This window comes from Saccharopolyspora sp. NFXS83, from assembly GCF_026241095.1.
In the GTDB taxonomy this organism is placed as follows: Bacteria; Actinomycetota; Actinomycetes; order Mycobacteriales; family Pseudonocardiaceae; genus Saccharopolyspora_C.
The window spans coordinates 118,693-135,337 of the sequence record NZ_JAPFGB010000011.1 but is presented as its reverse complement, the minus strand read 5'-3'; the positions used below and the strand labels follow the sequence as shown (position 1 = coordinate 135,337).

The following is a 16,645-nucleotide window of genomic DNA, read 5'->3' as shown; positions in this document are numbered from 1 at the left end:
GCCCACTCGACGAACTCGACTGATTACCCGACGAATCCGACTGCCCACTCGACGAACTCGACTGATTACCCGACGAATCCGACTGCCCACTCGACGAACTCGACTGATTACCCGACGAATCCGACTGCCCACTCGACGAACTCGACTGATTGCCCGACGAAGTCTGCGATCCCTGCCCGGAGTTCGCCGTGCCCTCGCCGGTCGCCTCCGCGTACGACGGCAGCCCCTGAGTGGCCTCCGCGTAAGTCGGCGGGCCCTCGCTCGTCGTGGTGGTCGAGGACTCGGACTTCGTCCCCTCGCCGCCGCCCTTCCGGTCGCCGGAGCCGTCACCGGAGCTCTTGCCATCGACCTTGCCGTCCGGACCGGGGATCTCCAGCTTCCCGGGGCCCTTGACCTCGCTGACCGTCGGCGAACCGCCGCCGGAAGTCCCGCCGCCACCGGCCTTCCCGCCGGAGGTGCCACCGCGGGCGAACGCGCCGAACATGCCGTCAGAGGCGACGCCGTGCTTGTCGTCGGTGGCGATGTAGACGAGCGGGTTGCTCGCCGCGACGGACACGATCTGCGCGACACCGTCGGAGAAGCGCCCGAATGCCACCTGGCCGCGGGTGAGCTTCTTCTCCGGGATCTGGTCCGACGGCGGGCGGAGCTTGTTGGCGTTGGCGATGTTCTTGTTGAAGTTCCCGATGACGTCGTCGACGCTCTTCGCGATCCCGCGCGCCGCACCGGCCGCGAAACCCGAGGCGGCACCACCGATCGCACCACCGATCACCATGCCCTTGATGGACTCGGTGTTGATGTTGTCGCGGTTGCCCAGGACATCCTTCTGGAAGCCCTGGATCCCGGCGTCCAGACCGCCCATCACACCGGCGCCGAAGGCCGCGCCGCCCGCCGGGTACTTCCCCAGCTGCCACGCCTGCTTGCCGCCCGCCTGCAGACCGGCTTTCCAGCCCCCGGCCTTGACCGCCTGCGGCACCCGGGCGAGCTGCTTGACGATGTTCTGCGCGATCTGCTTGATGAGCTCGCGCAGCAGCGCCGTGATGCCCACCCGGGCGGCGGCCAGCACGGCGGGCACCATGAACGCGCCGAACAAAGACGCGATCAGCGAGATCACCGTCGCCAAGGTCATCGCGGTCATCGCGATGAACATGATCTTGTTCTTCTGGATGTCGGCGGCCGCGTCCCTGGCCTTGCTCGCGAGGTCGCGCGCGACGGCCACCTGCTCGTTCAGGTAACCGGGCAGGTCGTTCTTGACGTAGTTGACGGTGGCTTCAGCCGTCTCACCGTCGAGCGCGGCGTCGATGTCGGCGGCCGCGGAGATCATCCGCTGCGCCGTCTGCTCGGCCTTGTCCGCGTACTTCTCCAGGGCGTCGTGGATGGCGTTGAGGCCACCTTCGCTGCCCTCGGGCCACTCCATGCCCAGGGTGATCTTGAAGAACTTCTGGAGGTCGTCGGGCAGATCGGTGCTCTCGTACTTGCTCAAGTCCCGACTCCCCCCTCCAGTAAACCCGGGCGCCCACGGCACCCGGGTGTTCAGATCATGTCGTCGTCGCGCGCCCTCATCCCGTCACCGAGCGGCCGCCGCCCATCCCGCGAACCCGTCAGGATTCGTACTCGGTGTTCTTGATGTTGTCGGAGTTCTGGGCGTCCTGCTCCACGAACGTCTCCACCGCGTCGTCGAGCGAGACGGTGAGCTCGTCGACCCCTTCGAGGATTCCCTTGGAACCCTCGTCGATGTTCTTCGCCGGCTCGTCGTAGTTCTTCTCGAACGCCTTGCCCACGTCGTCGGTGCCCCAGCAGCCGTGCAGCTCCGCAAGCTCGCTGGTCAACTCGTCGAAGGCCGTGGCCAACTCGTCGTGGGCCGTCTTGATCCGCTGGTTGACGTCGTGCATCCCGTCCGGGTCGAGGTAGAAGTCCTCAGCCATGCTGACCACCCTTGTCCGAAGCCGACCCGGTGCCGCGCCGCTCGTCGTCGTCCAGAACACCGTTGAGCATCGGCGAGATCAGCGCGTCGATCACGCTGCTCGGGTCCACTTTACCCGTGGCCAGACCTGCGAGATCAATTCCCGGGAGCACATCCGAGCCCATGAGATCCGTCATCTTCGCCATGCTCTGCGCACGCCCCTGCTGCAAGGTCTCCACGATCACGTGGGCGAGCTGCGCGGGCGCCATGTTCCGGTACTTCGTGCCGTTGAACTTCAGCTCGGCCAACTCGCCGCCGCCGTCGAAGATCATCTCCAGCGAGCGGTCCTTGGCCTGGACCGTCGTCGTCTCGTTCTGCCGGACCTGGCTGATCTCGGCCAGCTTGCGCTGCTCCTCCTCCAGGGCCGCCATGGCGGCGTCGAGGTCCTGGAAGGCGTTGCCGTCGCTGCGGTTCGTCTCGCTCATCGAATCTTCCGCTCCTCCCGGAGACCATTGATGATCTCGTCGATCTGGGCGTTCGGGTCCCCGGCCGCCGGCTTCTCCCGCTGCTGACCGTCCTCATCGGACGGAACGGGGCGGCCGAGCGCGCCCGGCACGCCGTTGCCGTCGTCCCACGAACCGCGGTCCGCCGGGACGCGGACGTTGGGCTGGCGCTCCTGCTGCTCGGACTGGTTCGCCCCCATACCGCCCATCATCGGGCCGATGGGGTGACCACCGTGTCCGGGCCCGGTACCACCCGTGGTGCCGCCGGGGACGCCACCGCCGGGCAGCATCGACGTGAGCTCGCCGCCGGCGCGGGGCACGGTCGGGGCACTGCCCGGTGTCCGCACCTGCCCCAGGTCGAGCGCCGAGGACACCGGTGCGCTGCGCGGTCCGCTGCTCGACGTGCTCGCCTGGGTGCTCGACGACCCGACGTCCAGCGGTGGGCCCGTCGGCGCCGACTTGGCGACGTGGGCCTGCCCCGGCGCGTTGCCACCGGGCGTTGTCGCGGACGGGTCGGGCACGGGCGGCGGCGTCACCGCATGCGAGACCTGCGGAGGCGGCGTCCCCTGGGGCAACGTGCCCGCCGCGGTGGCGGTCGCCGCCGCGGTCGCGGTCGCCGTCGCGGTCACGTGGGCGGGCGTGGGTGCGGGAACGCCGGGGAAGGAGTCGACCGAGGCGTCGGCTTCCTTGCGCTCAGGTGCGCTCATCGTGGAAACGGGGGCCTCGTCCGCGGTGTACTCCCGCTCCGCCGACCGCGATTTCTTCTGCTGCTGCCCGGAACGGGGTTCCTCCCCGCCCACGGCGGACGCGGCGGACACCCGCCTGCCCAGCACCTGCGGCACGCCTTCCTGCACTCCGCCGGAGCGGGACGCCGAGGCCGTCCGCCAGCCGCCGCCGGTCGCGCCGGACCGTTCCCCGCCGGACGTGGACTGCCCGAGCACCGACGGCGCCGCGGACGCGGACGCCGCGAGCCACGGTGCCGCGTTCCCCGCCCGCTCACCCGCAGCGGTGTCCGCCCCGCCGCCGACGCCGTAGGTGGTGGTGCCGTTCGAGCCGCCGGAGGCGTCCCCGCCGATCATGGCCGGACCGCCGGGGCGGACCGCGGTGCCCGCCCCACCGGAGCCGTCACCGGCGCCCGGTCCGGTGCCGCCGGTGCTGACGTTCATCACGCTCATCGTCCGCGAACCGGTGGTGAAGTACCCGGCGTTGGTGACCTGGTTCCCGTTGCCGGAGTCGCCCTGGCCGTCGGACCCGCTGCCGACCAGGTGCACCGGGGTGCTGCCGGGGCCGGTCCCCGGCAGCGGGGTGAAGCCGCCACCCGCATCGCCGTAGGCGGTGCCCAGATCGCGCACGATCTGGCGGGCCAGCTCGGTGCGGTCCTTGTCCGCGGTCGCCATCGCCTCCGGCGTGCCACCGGGCTGCTCGGCGCGCTGCTGCTGCAGGTCGCGCAGCCGCTGCTGCGCCGCCGACAGCGAATCGCCCGCCCGGCGCAGCATCGCCGCGTAGCCGGGCTGCTGCATCGCTTGCAGCACCTGCTCATTCCTCGCCGCGAGGTGCTCGGCGGCCTGGGCCGCCTTGTCCATCGACAGTCCGGACATCCCGACTTCCAGGCGCCGCATCGTGGCGCGCAGTCCGTCGATGAGCTGCTGGAGCTGCGCGGCGGCGCGGTCGAACTCGTCCGCCCGCTGGTAGTACAGCTCCGGGCTGCGCTCGTTGATGATCCGAGCGAGCTGGTCGAAGTTCATCTGATCCACTGCGGGATCAACGGGCGCGGTAGTGGTGGCCACGAGATCAGCTCCGTCCGAGCACCGGTGGCGGGTTGTCCTTGTCCTCGTCCCAGACGCCGTCGTCCGCCTTCATCCAGATCTGCGGCTCGCGCTCCTGGTTCTGCTGTCCTGCCCCACCGGCGCCGGCACCCATGCCGCCGCCCATCGGCATGCCGCCGCCCATCGGCATCCCGCCGGGGCCCGTGCCACCGGCGCCACCGCCGCCCGCGCCACCGGCGCCCGCCGGGCCACCGCCGCCCGCGACCGCACCCGGGGCCGTGAGCCCCTGCTTGGCCGCGACGTCGAACTGGGCCGCCGGGTTCTCGGCGGTGCCGTAGCCGCCACCACCGTAGCCGCCGCCTCCGCCGCCGGAGCCGCTGCTACCGCCGCCGGCGAGGCTCGAAATGGCGTCGTCGGCAGCCGCCTTCGCGGCACCGCCACCCCCGCCACCGCCACCGCCGAGGAAGTCGTCCAACTCCGAACCGACTCCGCCACCGCCGGTACCGCCGGAGCTGAGTCCGGAGATCGCGTCGTCGGCGGCCTTCTTCGCGTCCTCCATCGCCTGCTGCTGGGCGGGGCTGTCGCCCTCCTGGCCGAGCTTGTCGATGGCGCCGGAGGCGGCCTGCTTCGCTTCCTCCGCGGTCGGCGGGGTGCCGTCCTGGCTGAGCTGGCCGATGGCGTCGTTGGCGGCCTGCTGCGCCTCCTGGAGCCGCTGCTGCGCCTGCGGGTCCGAGCTCTGCGTGGTCAGCTCGCCGATCGCGTCCGTGGCGGCCTTGCGCGTCTGGGCGTCGTCGATCGGAGCGCCGGCACCGGGGTCGGTCGGGCTCGCCAGTTCGCTGATCGCGTCGTCGGCGGCCTTCTTCGCGTCCTCCATCGCCTGCTTCTCGGCAGGGCTGTCGTCCGGCGAAGCGAGCGCGTCGATCGCCTCGTCGGCGGCCTTCTTCGCCTCTTCCACGGTCGGCTCGCCGCCGTCCTTGCTCAGCTCGCCGATCGCGTCGTCCGCGGCCTGCTTCGCGTCCTGCAGGCGCTCCTGCGCCGCGGGGTCGGAACTGTCCTTCGCCAGGTCGCCGATCGCGTCGGACGCGGCCTTCTTCGCCTCGCCGCCGTCGACCGGGGTGGTCGCGGTGGCAAGCTCGTCGATGGCGCCGTCGGCGGCCTTCTTCGCGTCCTCCATCGCCTGCTTCTCGGCGGGGCTGTCGTCCGGCGAAGCGAGCGCGTCGATCGCCTCGTCGGCGGCCTGCTTCGCCTCTTCGGCCGTCGGCTGGCCACCGTCCTTCGTCAGCTCGCTGATCGCCTCGTCGGCCGCCTGCTTCGCGTCCTCCACCCGCTGCTGCGCCTCGGGGTCGGAGGTCTCGCCGGCCAGTTCGCCGAGCGCGTCGGACGTGGCCTTCTTCGCCTCTTCGCCGTCGAGCGGGGTGGTGCTGCTCGGGCCCTCGGACTCGGTGGCCGGGCCACCCGCGCCGCCGCTGCCGCTGAGCTCGTCGATGGCGTCGTTGGCCGCCTTCTTCGCGTCCTCCATCGCCTGCTGCTGCTCGGGGCTGTCGCCCTCCTGTCCGAGCTTGTCGATGGCGTCGGACGCGGCCTGCTTCGCCTCTTCGGCGCTCGGCTGGCCACCGTCCTTGCTCAGCTCGCCGATCGCGTCGTCCGCGGCCTGCTTCGCGTCCTGCAAGCGTTCCTGCGCCGCGGGGTCGGAGGTGTCCTTCGCCAAGTCGTCGATCGCGTCGGACGCGGCCTTCTTCGCCTCGCCGCCGTCGACCGAGCCCGCTCCGCCGCCGGAGCCTTCGCCGCCGGGGCCGCTGGACTCGGTGCCCGGGCCGCCGCCGGCGAGCGAGTCGATGGCGTCGTTGGCCGCCTTCTTCGCGTCCTCAACGCCCTTGTCCCGCGCGGAATCGCCGCTGCCGCTACCGGAGCCGCTGCCGCTCTTGCCGGAGCCACTGCCGGATCCGCTACCGGGGCCGCTGCCGGGCATGCCGCCGACCGCGCCGCCCGAACCCGTGCCCTCACCGGCACCTTCACCGGAACCGGAGCCCTCACCGCCGCCGAGGCTGTCGATCGCCTCGTTCGCGGCCTGCTTGGCCTCCTGGGCGCCCTGGTCGTAACCGGATTCCCCGGATCCGGAGCCCGAACCCGCGCCTTCACCAGACCCGGTGCCTTCGCCGGCACCTCCACCAGAACCGGTGCCTTCCCCGGACCCGGAGCCTTCCCCGCCGGTGAGGCCGTCGATCGCCTCGTTCGCGGCGTTCTTGGCGTCCTGGACCCCCGAGTCGTAGCCGGAGCCCTCACCGGAACCGGAGCCCTCGCCCGAGCCCGAACCGGAGCCTTCGCCCGAGCCCTCACCGGAACCGGAGCCCTCGCCGGAGCCCTCGCCCCCGCCGGTCAGCTCGTCGATGGCCTCGTTGGCTTCGTCCTCGGCCTCGTCCTTCTCGTCCGAGCTGTCGTCGCCGGAACCGCTCGAGTCGTCGTCACCGGAACCACTCGAATCGTCGTCACCGGAACCACTGGAGTCGTCGTCACCGGAACCACTGGAGTCGTCGTCGCCGGAACCGCTGGAGTCGTCGTCCGACTTGTCGTCGTTGCCGCTGCCCTGGTTTTCGGCGGCCGGGCTCAGCGCGATGTGCAGCGGGCTGAGGTCGGACCCGCGCTCGCTGTACTGGTTGGTGAGGCTGGTCAGCAGGACCTTCAGCTCTTCGAGGAGGTTCTCCTCGCTGACCTTCACGGCCTCGTTGACCTTGCTGTCGAACTCGGACTGGCTCAGCTCGGTGGAGACGGCTTCGATCTTCTCGATCGCGGTCGTGCGGCGCGCGTGCTCGTTGTCGAGCGCTTCCCACCACCGGTGCGCGAAGTCCTGGATCGCGTGGCCGATGTTGCCGACGGTCGTGGCGTAAGCCTGATTCGTCAGCGTGTTGTAGAGATCTTCGCTCTCCTTGAACAGATCGGTGGCGTACTGGTTGAAAGCGTCGCCCGCGACACCCTGCATGTGGTCCTGCAGGGCTTTGATCTGCTTGTTGAGCCCCTCGTTGATCTCACCGAGGCGCTCGGTGGCCTTCGTGAAGGCCGCTTCCAGCTCATACCACGCTTCCGCGGTCTTGTTGCTGCTGAGACTCGCATGATCGCCGGTGGCCCCTCCGTTGTGCGTGAGGTCCCAAGTGGCGGCGTCGATCTCTTCCCAGCTGGAGTAGTTGTCCACAGCCATGGGAGGGGCGGAAGCGCTGTAAACGCCCACCACGGATTCGGCTTTGTCCGCCATTGCGAATGGTCCTCACACGAAGAAGCGGCCTACCGGCCGATCGATGACTAAGGGGTCAAACGGTGCTGTTCACGACGCTCAGGCGGGCAGAGTGTCGTTGTAGCCGTCGCCGTCGCTGGAGTTGTCGTCCGGCTTGACGTTCGGGTCTTCCGTGAAGTTGTGCTGCTCGTCCTCGGTGCCCTTGTCCAAGGACGAGATCGCGGTGTCGATGTGGCCCCGCATGTCATCGATCTCGGCCTTGATCTTGTCCGCGTTTTCGCCGTCGGCGTTCTCGAAGTCGTTGGCGATCGCCGTGAGATCGGTCTTCATGTTGTCGAAGATGTTCTTCAGCCGTTCGGCGTGCGCGACCAGGCCGTTGCGGCGGTCGTCGACGATGCGCTCCAGCCACTGCGCGGTCTCGAACTGCCCCGCGTTGGGCCAGTGCGCCTTCAGCTCTTGGAAGGCCGCCATGTCTTCGGTCAGCTTGCCGATCGCATTGGCAGCGTTCTTGATGTCTTCCGGGGAGAAAGCGGTGGACTCCGCCATGATCAACCCTCTTACCGTGGTGTTGTCAGCATCGAACGAGGCCGCGGAGGAGCGGCAGGAGCGGAGAGCAAAGCGATGCCGGGCCGATGCTCGTTGACCGGCCCGGCGACCGCAGTGGCGCCCTGCACCGGTCAGCTGTAGGCGCCCATGCGCTTGCCACCGGACTGGTCGGTCTGCTGCATGTTCTCGGTGCCCTTGCCGACGTTGCGCTCCTGCTCGCCGATGTACTGGGCGAAACCGTCCAGCCGGCCGCGCAGGCGCTCCGCGGAAGCGTTGTAGCCGGTGGCGGACTGCCCCTGCCAACCGCGCTCCTGCAGGTTGGTGGCGTCCTTGATGAGCTCGCTGGCGCGCTGGTTGACGAAGTCGAGGGCCTGCTTCATGTAGTTCCGGGCCTCTTCGAGCGCCGGGTAATCATACTTGGTGGGACCGGCCATGATTAGCTCCTAGTGCGACGATTCGATTGAAAAGAAGTGAAAACGGGAAAGTCAGCCGATGAAGTTCTCGATCGGGGTGCTGGTGATCGGCTTGATGTTGTCCGAGTCCTGCTGGGTCTGCTCACCCGCGGTCGAGCGCATGTCCTGCGACATCGACTGCAGGTCGGCCAGCACGGAGTCCTTGAGCCGGGTGAGGTCCTGCTCGTACTGGTCGACCAGCATCTTGGTCATCTCGCTCGGGCTCTGGTTCCCGACGTTGTCGAGCTGGCCGCGGAGCTGAGTCAGCTGGTTCTCGATCTCGTCACGGGCGGCGTCGTGCCGACCGGCGACCTGCTGGATTTCCGCTTCATCAAAAAGAGCGCCGTCGATAGTAGCCACTTGATGCCTCCGTCTGACAATCGCCGCGGCAGCCCGCCGCAACTCTCGTGCTCTTTACCAATATCGGGTCTAACCCGAGAACTAACTTAGTTGCGTCCTCGCACGCCCGGACCTGCAAGTGGTCTTGACCGCGACAAGTTAGGGACTCCCCTCATCAAGTACAAGATCAAGAAGAGGGGGCTTGCACCTGAGTCGCCGCCGCGGTGCTCAGCACCGGCCCCGACGGGAGCAGCGCGAGCAGATCGGTGGGCACCTGCATCACCGAACCTTCGGAATAGCCAAGGGATTTCAGCACGTTCGCATCCGCCAGCGGGTACTTCGTACCGACGTCGGTGATCAGGTACGCGGTGCCCGGCGCGGCCCCGGGGGCGGGCAGGTCACGCGCCAGGACGCCGCTGCCGGAGGGGATCGACATCCGGTCCGCGACGGTACCCGCGATGTGCTGGGCGGTCTGCACGGCACCGGCGTTCACCAACGCCGTCGGCTGCAGCTCCAGTGTGACCTTCATGTTCCCGGCCGCCGACGCGGCGTAGCGCACGCACGGCTGCGAATCCGGCGGCGGCGTCACCGTTTCCGGCACCACACCGGGGAATCCGGCGACGAGGTCGGCGCCCTTCGACGTCGGCACCCCGGAGATCGCCGCGGGCCCCGCCGGGATCGGGCTCACCTGCATGCCCGGGTAGGCGTCCCGCGTGGACGGTGCGGCGAACAGCAGGGCGGCGCTCATCCGGTTCAGCGGGGTGACCCCGTCCTGGCGGACCAGGTAGTACTGGCTCGAATCGAGCGCCGGGTTGCGCACCTCGTACACCTGGCCGACACGGCTGGGCTTGCCGTCGATCAGCGGCCCTGGCGAACCCGCGCCGGGGGTGTCCTGCACGGTGAGGTCCCGCCCCGCCGGGATCGGGTTCAGCCAAGTGGCGGACACCTTCAGCGGGGCGGTGTCGCCGTAGCCGAGCGCGTCGACCACGGCCGGGCTCGTCACCCGGTAGCGCTTGCCCTCCCAGATCAGCTGCAGGGCGCCGTCTGGGGCGCTGACCAGCAAGCCCTGCTCGTGCGTGGTGGGCCCGCCCGCGCCCGTACCGATCATCAGCGTGATCGAGGGCGCGCCGACCATCTGGTTCGGCGGCAGCGGCTGCGCGCACACCGTCCACGGCGAGACCTTCAGCGTCTCGGCGGTGGGGATCGAGTCGGGCGCGTTGGGGATGCCGATCGGCTGGCCGACCGGGGTGCCCTCCAGCGATTCGCGGGACACCGACACCACCTGGCCGCCGCTGTTGCCCGAGGCGAGCTTGGCGGACGAGTAGTTGAGCACCGGGTGCAGCTGCCCGTCGAGGTAGACGAACCGGGTGCCGGTCTTCTTGTCCATGACGATGGAACCGGCCTGCTTCCAGGACGTGTTCCCGCCCGGCATGAACAGGCCGAGGATGCCGAAGATCGCCATCAGCAGCGCCGCGACCAGCACGCCGAACATGGTTCCGTTCTTGACCCGGCGGTTCGGCGACTCCAGCGCGTCCGGACGCCCGTGGGTGACGGCCGCGACCAGCCGCCCCACGACGAAGAAGTAGGCCTGGACCTGATCCTTGCGTGACTGCATCAGCCGGCCAGCCCTCGCATCTTCGCGTACACGTGCAGGAGTTGGAGCAGCAGCGGCAGCACCGCCACCGCCGTCAAGGACTCGAAGATGTCCACCGTGCGACCCCAGTACGGCCGCAGCCTGCGGCCGGGCAGGAACTCGGAGAACACCAGCAGCAGTCCGCCGACCGCCAGCGAAGGAAGCCAGGTGGCCAGGATCGCGGTCAGCGGCCCGGCCCAGGTCACCACCAGCAGCACGCACGTCGCCACACCCGTGGCGGCGGGCACCACCAGCGACCAGCGCTGCATCGCGCCGTCCGGGTGCCGCGAGCGCAGGAACAGCAACAGCGAGACCACCGCGCCGAACACGACCGTCCACACGTCAGCCTCGCCGAGCAGCGCGGCCAGCATCACCAGGGTCAGCGCGGAACCGAGGCCGACGTGCAGCGCCCGGGAGTAGCCGACGGTCACCGCACCGCGCTCCACCACGATCTGCTGCGGGACCGGCTCGATCTCCTCGGTCAGCTCAGACGGGTTGGTGGGCAGCATCGGCAGCGTGAGGCCCGAGAGCCGGAACGCCAGCGACGGGACGAACACGCTGAGGATGATCATGACGACCAGCCCGATGGACGCGGCCTGCTGCGCCGAGGCGGGACTCACCGAGGCGATCAGCGCGGGGATTCCCACCAGGACGGTGAAGGTGATCGCACCGGTGAACAGCAGCGCCGAGTCGGCCACGCCGAGCAGCCCGACGACCAACGCGATCAGCGCTCCGGCCGCAGCGCAGCTCACCATCATCGGCACGGTCGCGACCGGATCCAGCGCGACCAGCAGCAGCACACCGGTCAACGCCGAGTAGCCGACCGCCACCCCGGCGATCAGCGTGGCCAGCACCGGATTCGCGGCCCCGCGCGACACCAGCATCGCGGTGGCCAGCAGCAACGCGGTCACACCGCCGGCGATCGCCGCCTCGGCGTCCACCTGTCCGGCGGTGAGCAGCAAGGGGCAGCCGAGCAGCAGGACCGCCAAGCCCAGCAGGCGCAGCAGCCAGCGGGTGCGGGCCGGGCGCCAGCGGCCCGCGTGGTTCTGGACCTGTTCGCCGACACCGTCGACCAGGTCGTCGTAGTCGATGGGTTCGAGCTGGTCGGCGCGCGGACGCAGGTAGATCGTCTCGCCGTCGAGGAGGCCGAGTTCGGCGATGGTGCGATCCTCGTCCAGCGGGGCCTCACCGACGCGCTGCGCCACCCAGCCTTCGTGGTCGGCGCCCTGCTCTACCCATTCGGCACCGAACTGGGGGAGGACGGCTGGTAGCAGGTCGGCTAGCGGTACCTCGGCGGGTAGCGCGACGTCGGTCGACTTCTTGCCGAGGACGAACCGTAGCCTCCCAGACTCTGTTGTGCGATGCTGGACCTGCTCTTCCGAAATCGCCATGGGTGCCCGGGGTCCTTTCCTGCCAGGTTGAGAGACCGCGACCCGGTCAGCAACGTAACGCTTGCACGCGCAGACGTTACTGATCAGTCCGTCCCAGCGGACATCCAGGGGATTCCACTCACCAAAGGGAGAGCAAGTGAGCACGGTGCTGTTCGCTCGGCGTTCGCGCCGACCGAAACCGACCTCACCGAGCGAGGAGATAGAGATCCAGGAGCCGCCCGCGGTTCCTGAGGACAACGGCGGCGGCATCAGCTCCGTCATGATGTACGCGCCCATGGGGCTCGGTTCCCTGGCAATGGTCATGATGTTCGTGCGCCCGGGGTCGGGGGTGCTGTCGTACATCGGCGGCGGCATCATGATGCTCTCCGCTGTCGGCATGATCCTGGTGCAGCTCCTGCGCAACTCGGTCAACCACAAGCAGAAGCTGCACGGCTTCCGCCGCGACTACATCCGCTACCTGGGGTCGCTGCGGCGGCAGGTGCGCAAAGCGCTGACCGGGCAGCAGAAGGCGGCGCGGTGGATCCACCCGGACCCGCGGTCGCTGTGGTCGCTGGCGCTCGGATACCGCCTGTGGGAGCGGCGGCCCGCGCACGACGACTTCGGCGAGGTGCGGATCGGGCTCGGCAAGCAGCGCTCGGCGACGAAGCTGGTCCCGCCGGACAGCAAGCCCATCGAGGACCTCGAACCGCTCTCCGCGCACGCGCTGCGCCGGTTCCTGCGCGCCTACACGACGTTGTCCAACGCGCCGATCGCCGTGTACCTGCGCGGCTTCGGCCAGATCCGGTTCCGCGGTGAGGAGACGGCGGTTCGGGGCCTGACCCGCGCGATGCTCGCCCAGCTCGTCACCTCGCACGCACCCGGCGAGGTGCGCATCGCGCTGTGCGCGACCGAACAGCGCCGCGAGGACTGGGACTGGTTGAAGTGGTTGCCGCACAACCAGGGCGACGGCCGCGACGCCGCGGGCTCGCGCCGCCTGGTCGGCGAGACCATGACGGAGGTCGAGGACCTGCTCGGCGGCAGCGATTTCACCTCCCGGCCGCGCTTCGAAGCGGACACCCCGGTCACCCCGACCGAGCCGCTGGTCGTGATCATCCTCGACGGCGTGCAGCTCCCGGCCGAACACCGCGTCGGCGAGGAGGGCTACCGCAACACCGTGGTGCTCGACATCAGCGAATCGCTGCCGTGGCAGTCCAAACCGGACACCTTGTTCCTGGAAGTGGAGCAGGACCAGGTGAGCACCGTGTCGTTCGACCGGCTCGGCAAGCCCGCGGGCAGTCCGCTGTGCCGACCCGACTCGATGAGCATCATCGGCGTCGCCGCGCTGGCGCGGACCTTGGCCCGCTACCGGGTCGGCGAAGCGACCACCGACACCGACGAACCGCTCGCGGGCGACTACGAGCTGGCGGGGCTGCTCGGCCTCGGCGACGTCCGCACCTTCTCCCCCGCCAAGTACCGGCGCGAGCGGATGACCGCGAAGCGCCGGCTGCGGGTCCCCATCGGGATCGCGGGCAACGGCACCCCGCTGGAGCTCGACATCAAGGAGTCCGCTGAGGACGGCATGGGCCCGCACGGCCTGTGCATCGGCGCGACCGGCTCGGGCAAGAGCGAGCTGCTGCGGACGCTGGTGGCCGCACTGGCCGCCACGCACAGCTCCGAAGAGCTCAACTTCGTGCTCGTCGACTTCAAGGGTGGCGCGGCGTTCCTCGGGTTCGACCAGCTCCCGCACACCTCCGCGGTGATCACCAACCTGGTCGACGAGCTCGAGCTGGTCGACCGCATGCAGGACGCGCTCACCGGTGAGATGAACCGCCGCCAGGAGCACTTGCGCGCCTCCGGCAACTACGCGTCGCGCCGCGACTACGAGGCGGCGCGCCAGCAGGGCGTGCAGCTCGAACCGATGCCCGCGCTGTTCATCGTGGTCGACGAGTTCAGCGAGATGCTCTCCAGCAAGCCCGAGTTCGTCGACGTGTTCGCGATGATCGGCCGCCTGGGCCGAAGCCTCGGCGTGCACTTGCTGCTGGCGTCGCAGCGGTTGGACGAAGGTCGCATCCACAAGATCGAGACGCACCTGTCGTACAAGATCGGCCTGCGCACCTTCTCGGCGATGGAGTCCCGCAGCATCCTCGGTGTTCCCGACGCCTACGAGCTGCCGAGCAGCCCCGGCAACGGGTACCTGCGACCGGACACCACGACGCTGACCCGGTTCAAGGGCGCGTTCGTGTCCGGTCCGTACCGCAGCAAGCGGCAGCGCAGCACCCGAGCCGAGGCCGAGCAGCAGGTGGTCGCCTTCGGCACCGACTACATCGAACCGGCCAAGCTGCCCGAACCGGAACCCGAACCGGAACCGGACACCGACGAGCCGACGCAGAGCGTGCTCGACGTGCTGATCGAGCGGCTGCGCGACCTCGGGCCGCGGGCGCACCAGGTGTGGCTGCCGCCGCTGAAGAAGTCCCCGACCCTGGACCAGCTGCTGCCGCCGCTGGTGGACCACCCGGTGCTCGGACCGCGTCCGGTCGGCGACCTGCAGACCGCCAACCTGCACGTCCCGGTGGGCCTGATCGACCTGCCCGCGCAGCAGCGCCGCGAGCTGCTGACCGCCGACCTGGGCGGCAGCCGGGGCAACGCGGCCGTCGTCGGCGGCCCGCAGACCGGCAAGAGCACCATGCTGCGCACGCTGATCAGCGCGCTGGCGCTGACCCACAGCGCTGCCGAGGTGCAGTTCTACTGCCTGGACTTCGGCGGCACCCTGGCGTCGCTGTCGAAGATGCCGCACGTCGGCAGCGTCGCGAACCGCCTCGACAAGGACCGGGTCACCCGAACCGTTCTGGAGGTCTCGAACCTGCTGGCCAAGCGGGAGAACCTGTTCGCCGAGCACAACATCGACTCGATGGCGACGTACCGCAAGGCGCGCAGGGCTGGCCGGTTCACCGACCTCGACCCGTACGGCGACGTGTTCCTCGTCGTCGACGGCTGGTACACGATCCGCCAGGACTTCGAGGAGCTGGAGGACCGCTTCACCGAGCTCGCCGCTCGCGGGTTGAGCTTCGGCATCCACATGCTGATCGCCACCAACCGGTGGGCGGAGATGCGGCCGTGGCTGCGGGACGTGCTGGGCACCAGGTTCGAGCTGCGCCTCGGTGACCCGGTGGACTCCGAGGTCAACAGCCGGCTGGCCGCGACCGTGCCGAACATCCCGGGCCGCGGCATCACCAGCGACCGGCTGCACTTCCTGGCCGCGCTGCCGCGCATCGACGGCGACCCGAGCAGCGAGGACGTCGCCGACGCCACGACCGAGCTGGCCGAGGCGCTGGCGCAGCCGGAGGCCCCTTCGGCACCGCGGGTGCGCCTGCTGCCGATGTCGCTCAAGCCCGAGGAGCTCCCGGCCCCGAACCGGTCGGGACCTGGCACGGAGCTGCGGATGCCGCTGGGCATCGAGGACACCGGCCTGGCCGTGCAGTGGTACGACTTCGACACCACCCCGCACCTGCTCATCTACGGCGACGCGGAATCCGGCAAGACCAGCATCCTGCGGCACATCGCCCGCTCGGTGGCCGCGACCTACGGTCCCGACGAAGCGCGGGTCATGTTCGGCGACTTCCGCCGGGAACTGCACGACTCCATCCCGGCGGCGAACCAGATCGAGTACGCCGTCGGGGCCGACGCGCTGGGCAACTCCATCGCGAACGCGGCCCGCGGCCTGGAGAAGCGGATCCCCGGACCGGAGATCCCGCCGAGCAGGCTGCCGAAGCGCGACTGGTGGAACGGCGGACGGCTGTTCATCATCATCGACGACTTCGAACTCGCCGAGGGCGGCATGGGAGCGGGCATCCTGCAGCCGCTGAACTCGCTGGTGCCGCACGGCGCCGACGTCGGCGTGCACCTGATCATCGCCCGCAGCACCTCGGGCGGTAGCCGCTCGATGAGCAACCAGGTGATCCGGCGGATGTGGGAGCTGGGCACCCCGGCGCTGCTGCTGTCCTGCCCGAAGGACGAGCGGTTCCTGGGCAACCTCAAGCCCCGGACGCTGCCCCCGGGCCGGGGCCAGTACGTCAACCGCAGGCGGACGGTCCGCCTGGTGCAGACGCCGCTGGTCCCCGGCGCGGAGAAGGCGAAGGACTGAGCAGCGGAGCGGCCCGGGCCCCGAGATCGCGGGGGCCCGGGCCGTTCCACGTCCGGGTTCGGCGCGACGCGCACGCCCGGCCGGGCTGCGGCAACCCGGTACGGCGCAGGAGGAATCGCCACCGGGGCACCACCGGCGTAGCGCCCGCCCCCGTCCGGCTCCGGCGGATCACGCGATCCGCGGGGCGGTCAGTGCTGGATCAGGCCGCCGACCGGGACGGGGTCTGCATGGCCGGTTGCCGGGGCGGTCTGCGCCAGGGCGAGACCGACGTCGACCAGCGATGACCGCCGGAGGTGCGCGACGTCGGGGATCGGCGTCCACACCGACTCGGCGGTCTCGCCGTTCGGCTCGGGCCGCAGCTCGCCACCGGTGATCCGGACCCGGTAGAAGACGCCGACGTTCTGGTGCGGGAGCGGACCGGGCACACGACGCGCCGCCACGGGGATCACCCTCGAGTCCACGCCCAGCAGGCGTTCGACCACCGCGTCGCAGCCGGTCTCCTCGGCGACCTCCCGGATCACCGCGTCGAACGGGTCCTCGCCGTGCTCGACCCCGCCGCCCGGAAGGGTCCAGGTGCTCTCGCCGGTCGGTGGTGCGCAGCGGGCGAGCAGCACCCGCCCGTCCTCGACGCACACGGCGTACGCGGCCAACCGGAGGCTCATCCCCGCACCGCTCCCGAACATCCGCGATCCGCGGGGCGCGGCCCAGGACGACGCGGGAGATCGCGAAGCCGAGGACGGCTCGGGGCGGCGATCGCCGAACACGCCCG

12 protein-coding genes are annotated in these 16,645 nt (G+C 70.1%); 1 reads left to right on the top strand and 11 read right to left on the bottom strand.

Annotation, left to right across the window (positions count from 1 at the left end):
* The 10 genes from OOZ19_RS14755 to eccD all read right to left on the bottom strand — a co-directional run.
* On the bottom strand, positions 1-1,480 hold a 1,480-nt coding region (locus tag OOZ19_RS14755), incomplete at its 3' end, for a WXG100-like domain-containing protein (protein WP_507028811.1).
* Between the two features lie 118 nt (positions 1,481-1,598).
* The gene (locus OOZ19_RS14750; protein WP_266090670.1) at positions 1,599-1,922 is read right to left on the bottom strand and encodes a WXG100 family type VII secretion target; all 324 of its coding nucleotides are present in this window, start codon (positions 1,920-1,922) and stop codon (positions 1,599-1,601) included.
* Positions 1,915-2,385 carry a YbaB/EbfC family nucleoid-associated protein gene (locus OOZ19_RS14745; RefSeq protein WP_266090669.1) on the bottom strand — a complete coding sequence of 157 codons (471 nt, stop codon included), beginning with the start codon at positions 2,383-2,385 and terminating at the stop codon, positions 1,915-1,917. The genes OOZ19_RS14750 and OOZ19_RS14745 overlap by 8 nt, the downstream gene beginning before the upstream one ends.
* The gene (locus OOZ19_RS14740) at positions 2,382-4,190 is read right to left on the bottom strand and encodes a hypothetical protein (protein WP_266090668.1); all 1,809 of its coding nucleotides are present in this window, start codon (positions 4,188-4,190) and stop codon (positions 2,382-2,384) included. Before OOZ19_RS14740 ends, OOZ19_RS14745 begins: the two co-directional genes overlap by 4 nt.
* A gap of 4 nt (positions 4,191-4,194) precedes the next feature.
* Positions 4,195-7,416, bottom strand: coding sequence for a hypothetical protein (locus OOZ19_RS14735; RefSeq protein WP_266090667.1), 3,222 nt, complete (start codon positions 7,414-7,416; stop codon positions 4,195-4,197).
* A gap of 78 nt (positions 7,417-7,494) precedes the next feature.
* Positions 7,495-7,941 (bottom strand): hypothetical protein, encoded by a 447-nt coding sequence (locus OOZ19_RS14730; RefSeq protein WP_266090698.1) that lies wholly within the window; start codon positions 7,939-7,941, stop codon positions 7,495-7,497.
* Positions 7,942-8,072: 131 nt separating this feature from the next.
* A complete protein-coding gene (locus OOZ19_RS14725) occupies positions 8,073-8,375 on the bottom strand; it encodes a WXG100 family type VII secretion target (RefSeq protein WP_266090666.1) in 303 nt (100 codons plus the stop codon).
* A gap of 51 nt (positions 8,376-8,426) precedes the next feature.
* On the bottom strand, positions 8,427-8,753 hold the full coding sequence (locus OOZ19_RS14720; protein ID WP_266090665.1) for a hypothetical protein: 327 nt from the start codon (positions 8,751-8,753) through the stop codon (positions 8,427-8,429).
* Positions 8,754-8,919: 166 nt separating this feature from the next.
* Positions 8,920-10,347, bottom strand: a complete 1,428-nt coding sequence (eccB, locus tag OOZ19_RS14715) for a type VII secretion protein EccB (RefSeq protein WP_266090664.1) — start codon at positions 10,345-10,347, stop codon at positions 8,920-8,922.
* Complete coding sequence (gene eccD / locus OOZ19_RS14710; RefSeq protein WP_266090663.1) at positions 10,347-11,756, bottom strand: type VII secretion integral membrane protein EccD; 1,410 nt, start codon at positions 11,754-11,756, stop codon at positions 10,347-10,349. The genes eccB and eccD overlap by 1 nt, the downstream gene beginning before the upstream one ends.
* A gap of 136 nt (positions 11,757-11,892) precedes the next feature.
* Between eccD and eccCa the strand changes: the two genes are divergently transcribed.
* Positions 11,893-15,876: a type VII secretion protein EccCa gene (eccCa, locus tag OOZ19_RS14705; RefSeq protein WP_266090662.1), complete on the top strand. Its 3,984-nt coding sequence runs from the start codon at positions 11,893-11,895 to the stop codon at positions 15,874-15,876.
* Positions 15,877-16,064: 188 nt separating this feature from the next.
* Here the strand turns inward: eccCa and OOZ19_RS14700 are convergent, their stop codons facing one another.
* Entirely contained in the window at positions 16,065-16,538 is a 474-nt protein-coding gene (locus OOZ19_RS14700; protein WP_266090661.1) for an NUDIX hydrolase, read from the bottom strand.
* Positions 16,539-16,645: the final 107 nt, after the last annotated feature.

What these genes read in the sequence shown, in the direction of transcription:
- OOZ19_RS14750 (WP_266090670.1), bottom strand. Translation starts at nt 1,922, where the DNA reads ATGGCTGAGGACTTCTACCTCGACCCGGACGGGATGCACGACGTCAAC.
- OOZ19_RS14745 (WP_266090669.1), bottom strand. Translation starts at nt 2,385, where the DNA reads ATGAGCGAGACGAACCGCAGCGACGGCAACGCCTTCCAGGACCTCGAC.
- OOZ19_RS14735 (WP_266090667.1), bottom strand. Translation starts at nt 7,416, where the DNA reads ATGGCGGACAAAGCCGAATCCGTGGTGGGCGTTTACAGCGCTTCCGCC.
- OOZ19_RS14730 (WP_266090698.1), bottom strand. Translation starts at nt 7,941, where the DNA reads ATGGCGGAGTCCACCGCTTTCTCCCCGGAAGACATCAAGAACGCTGCC.
- OOZ19_RS14725 (WP_266090666.1), bottom strand. Translation starts at nt 8,375, where the DNA reads ATGGCCGGTCCCACCAAGTATGATTACCCGGCGCTCGAAGAGGCCCGG.
- eccB (WP_266090664.1), bottom strand. Translation starts at nt 10,347, where the DNA reads ATGCAGTCACGCAAGGATCAGGTCCAGGCCTACTTCTTCGTCGTGGGG.
- eccD (WP_266090663.1), bottom strand. Translation starts at nt 11,756, where the DNA reads ATGGCGATTTCGGAAGAGCAGGTCCAGCATCGCACAACAGAGTCTGGG.
- OOZ19_RS14700 (WP_266090661.1), bottom strand. Translation starts at nt 16,538, where the DNA reads ATGAGCCTCCGGTTGGCCGCGTACGCCGTGTGCGTCGAGGACGGGCGG.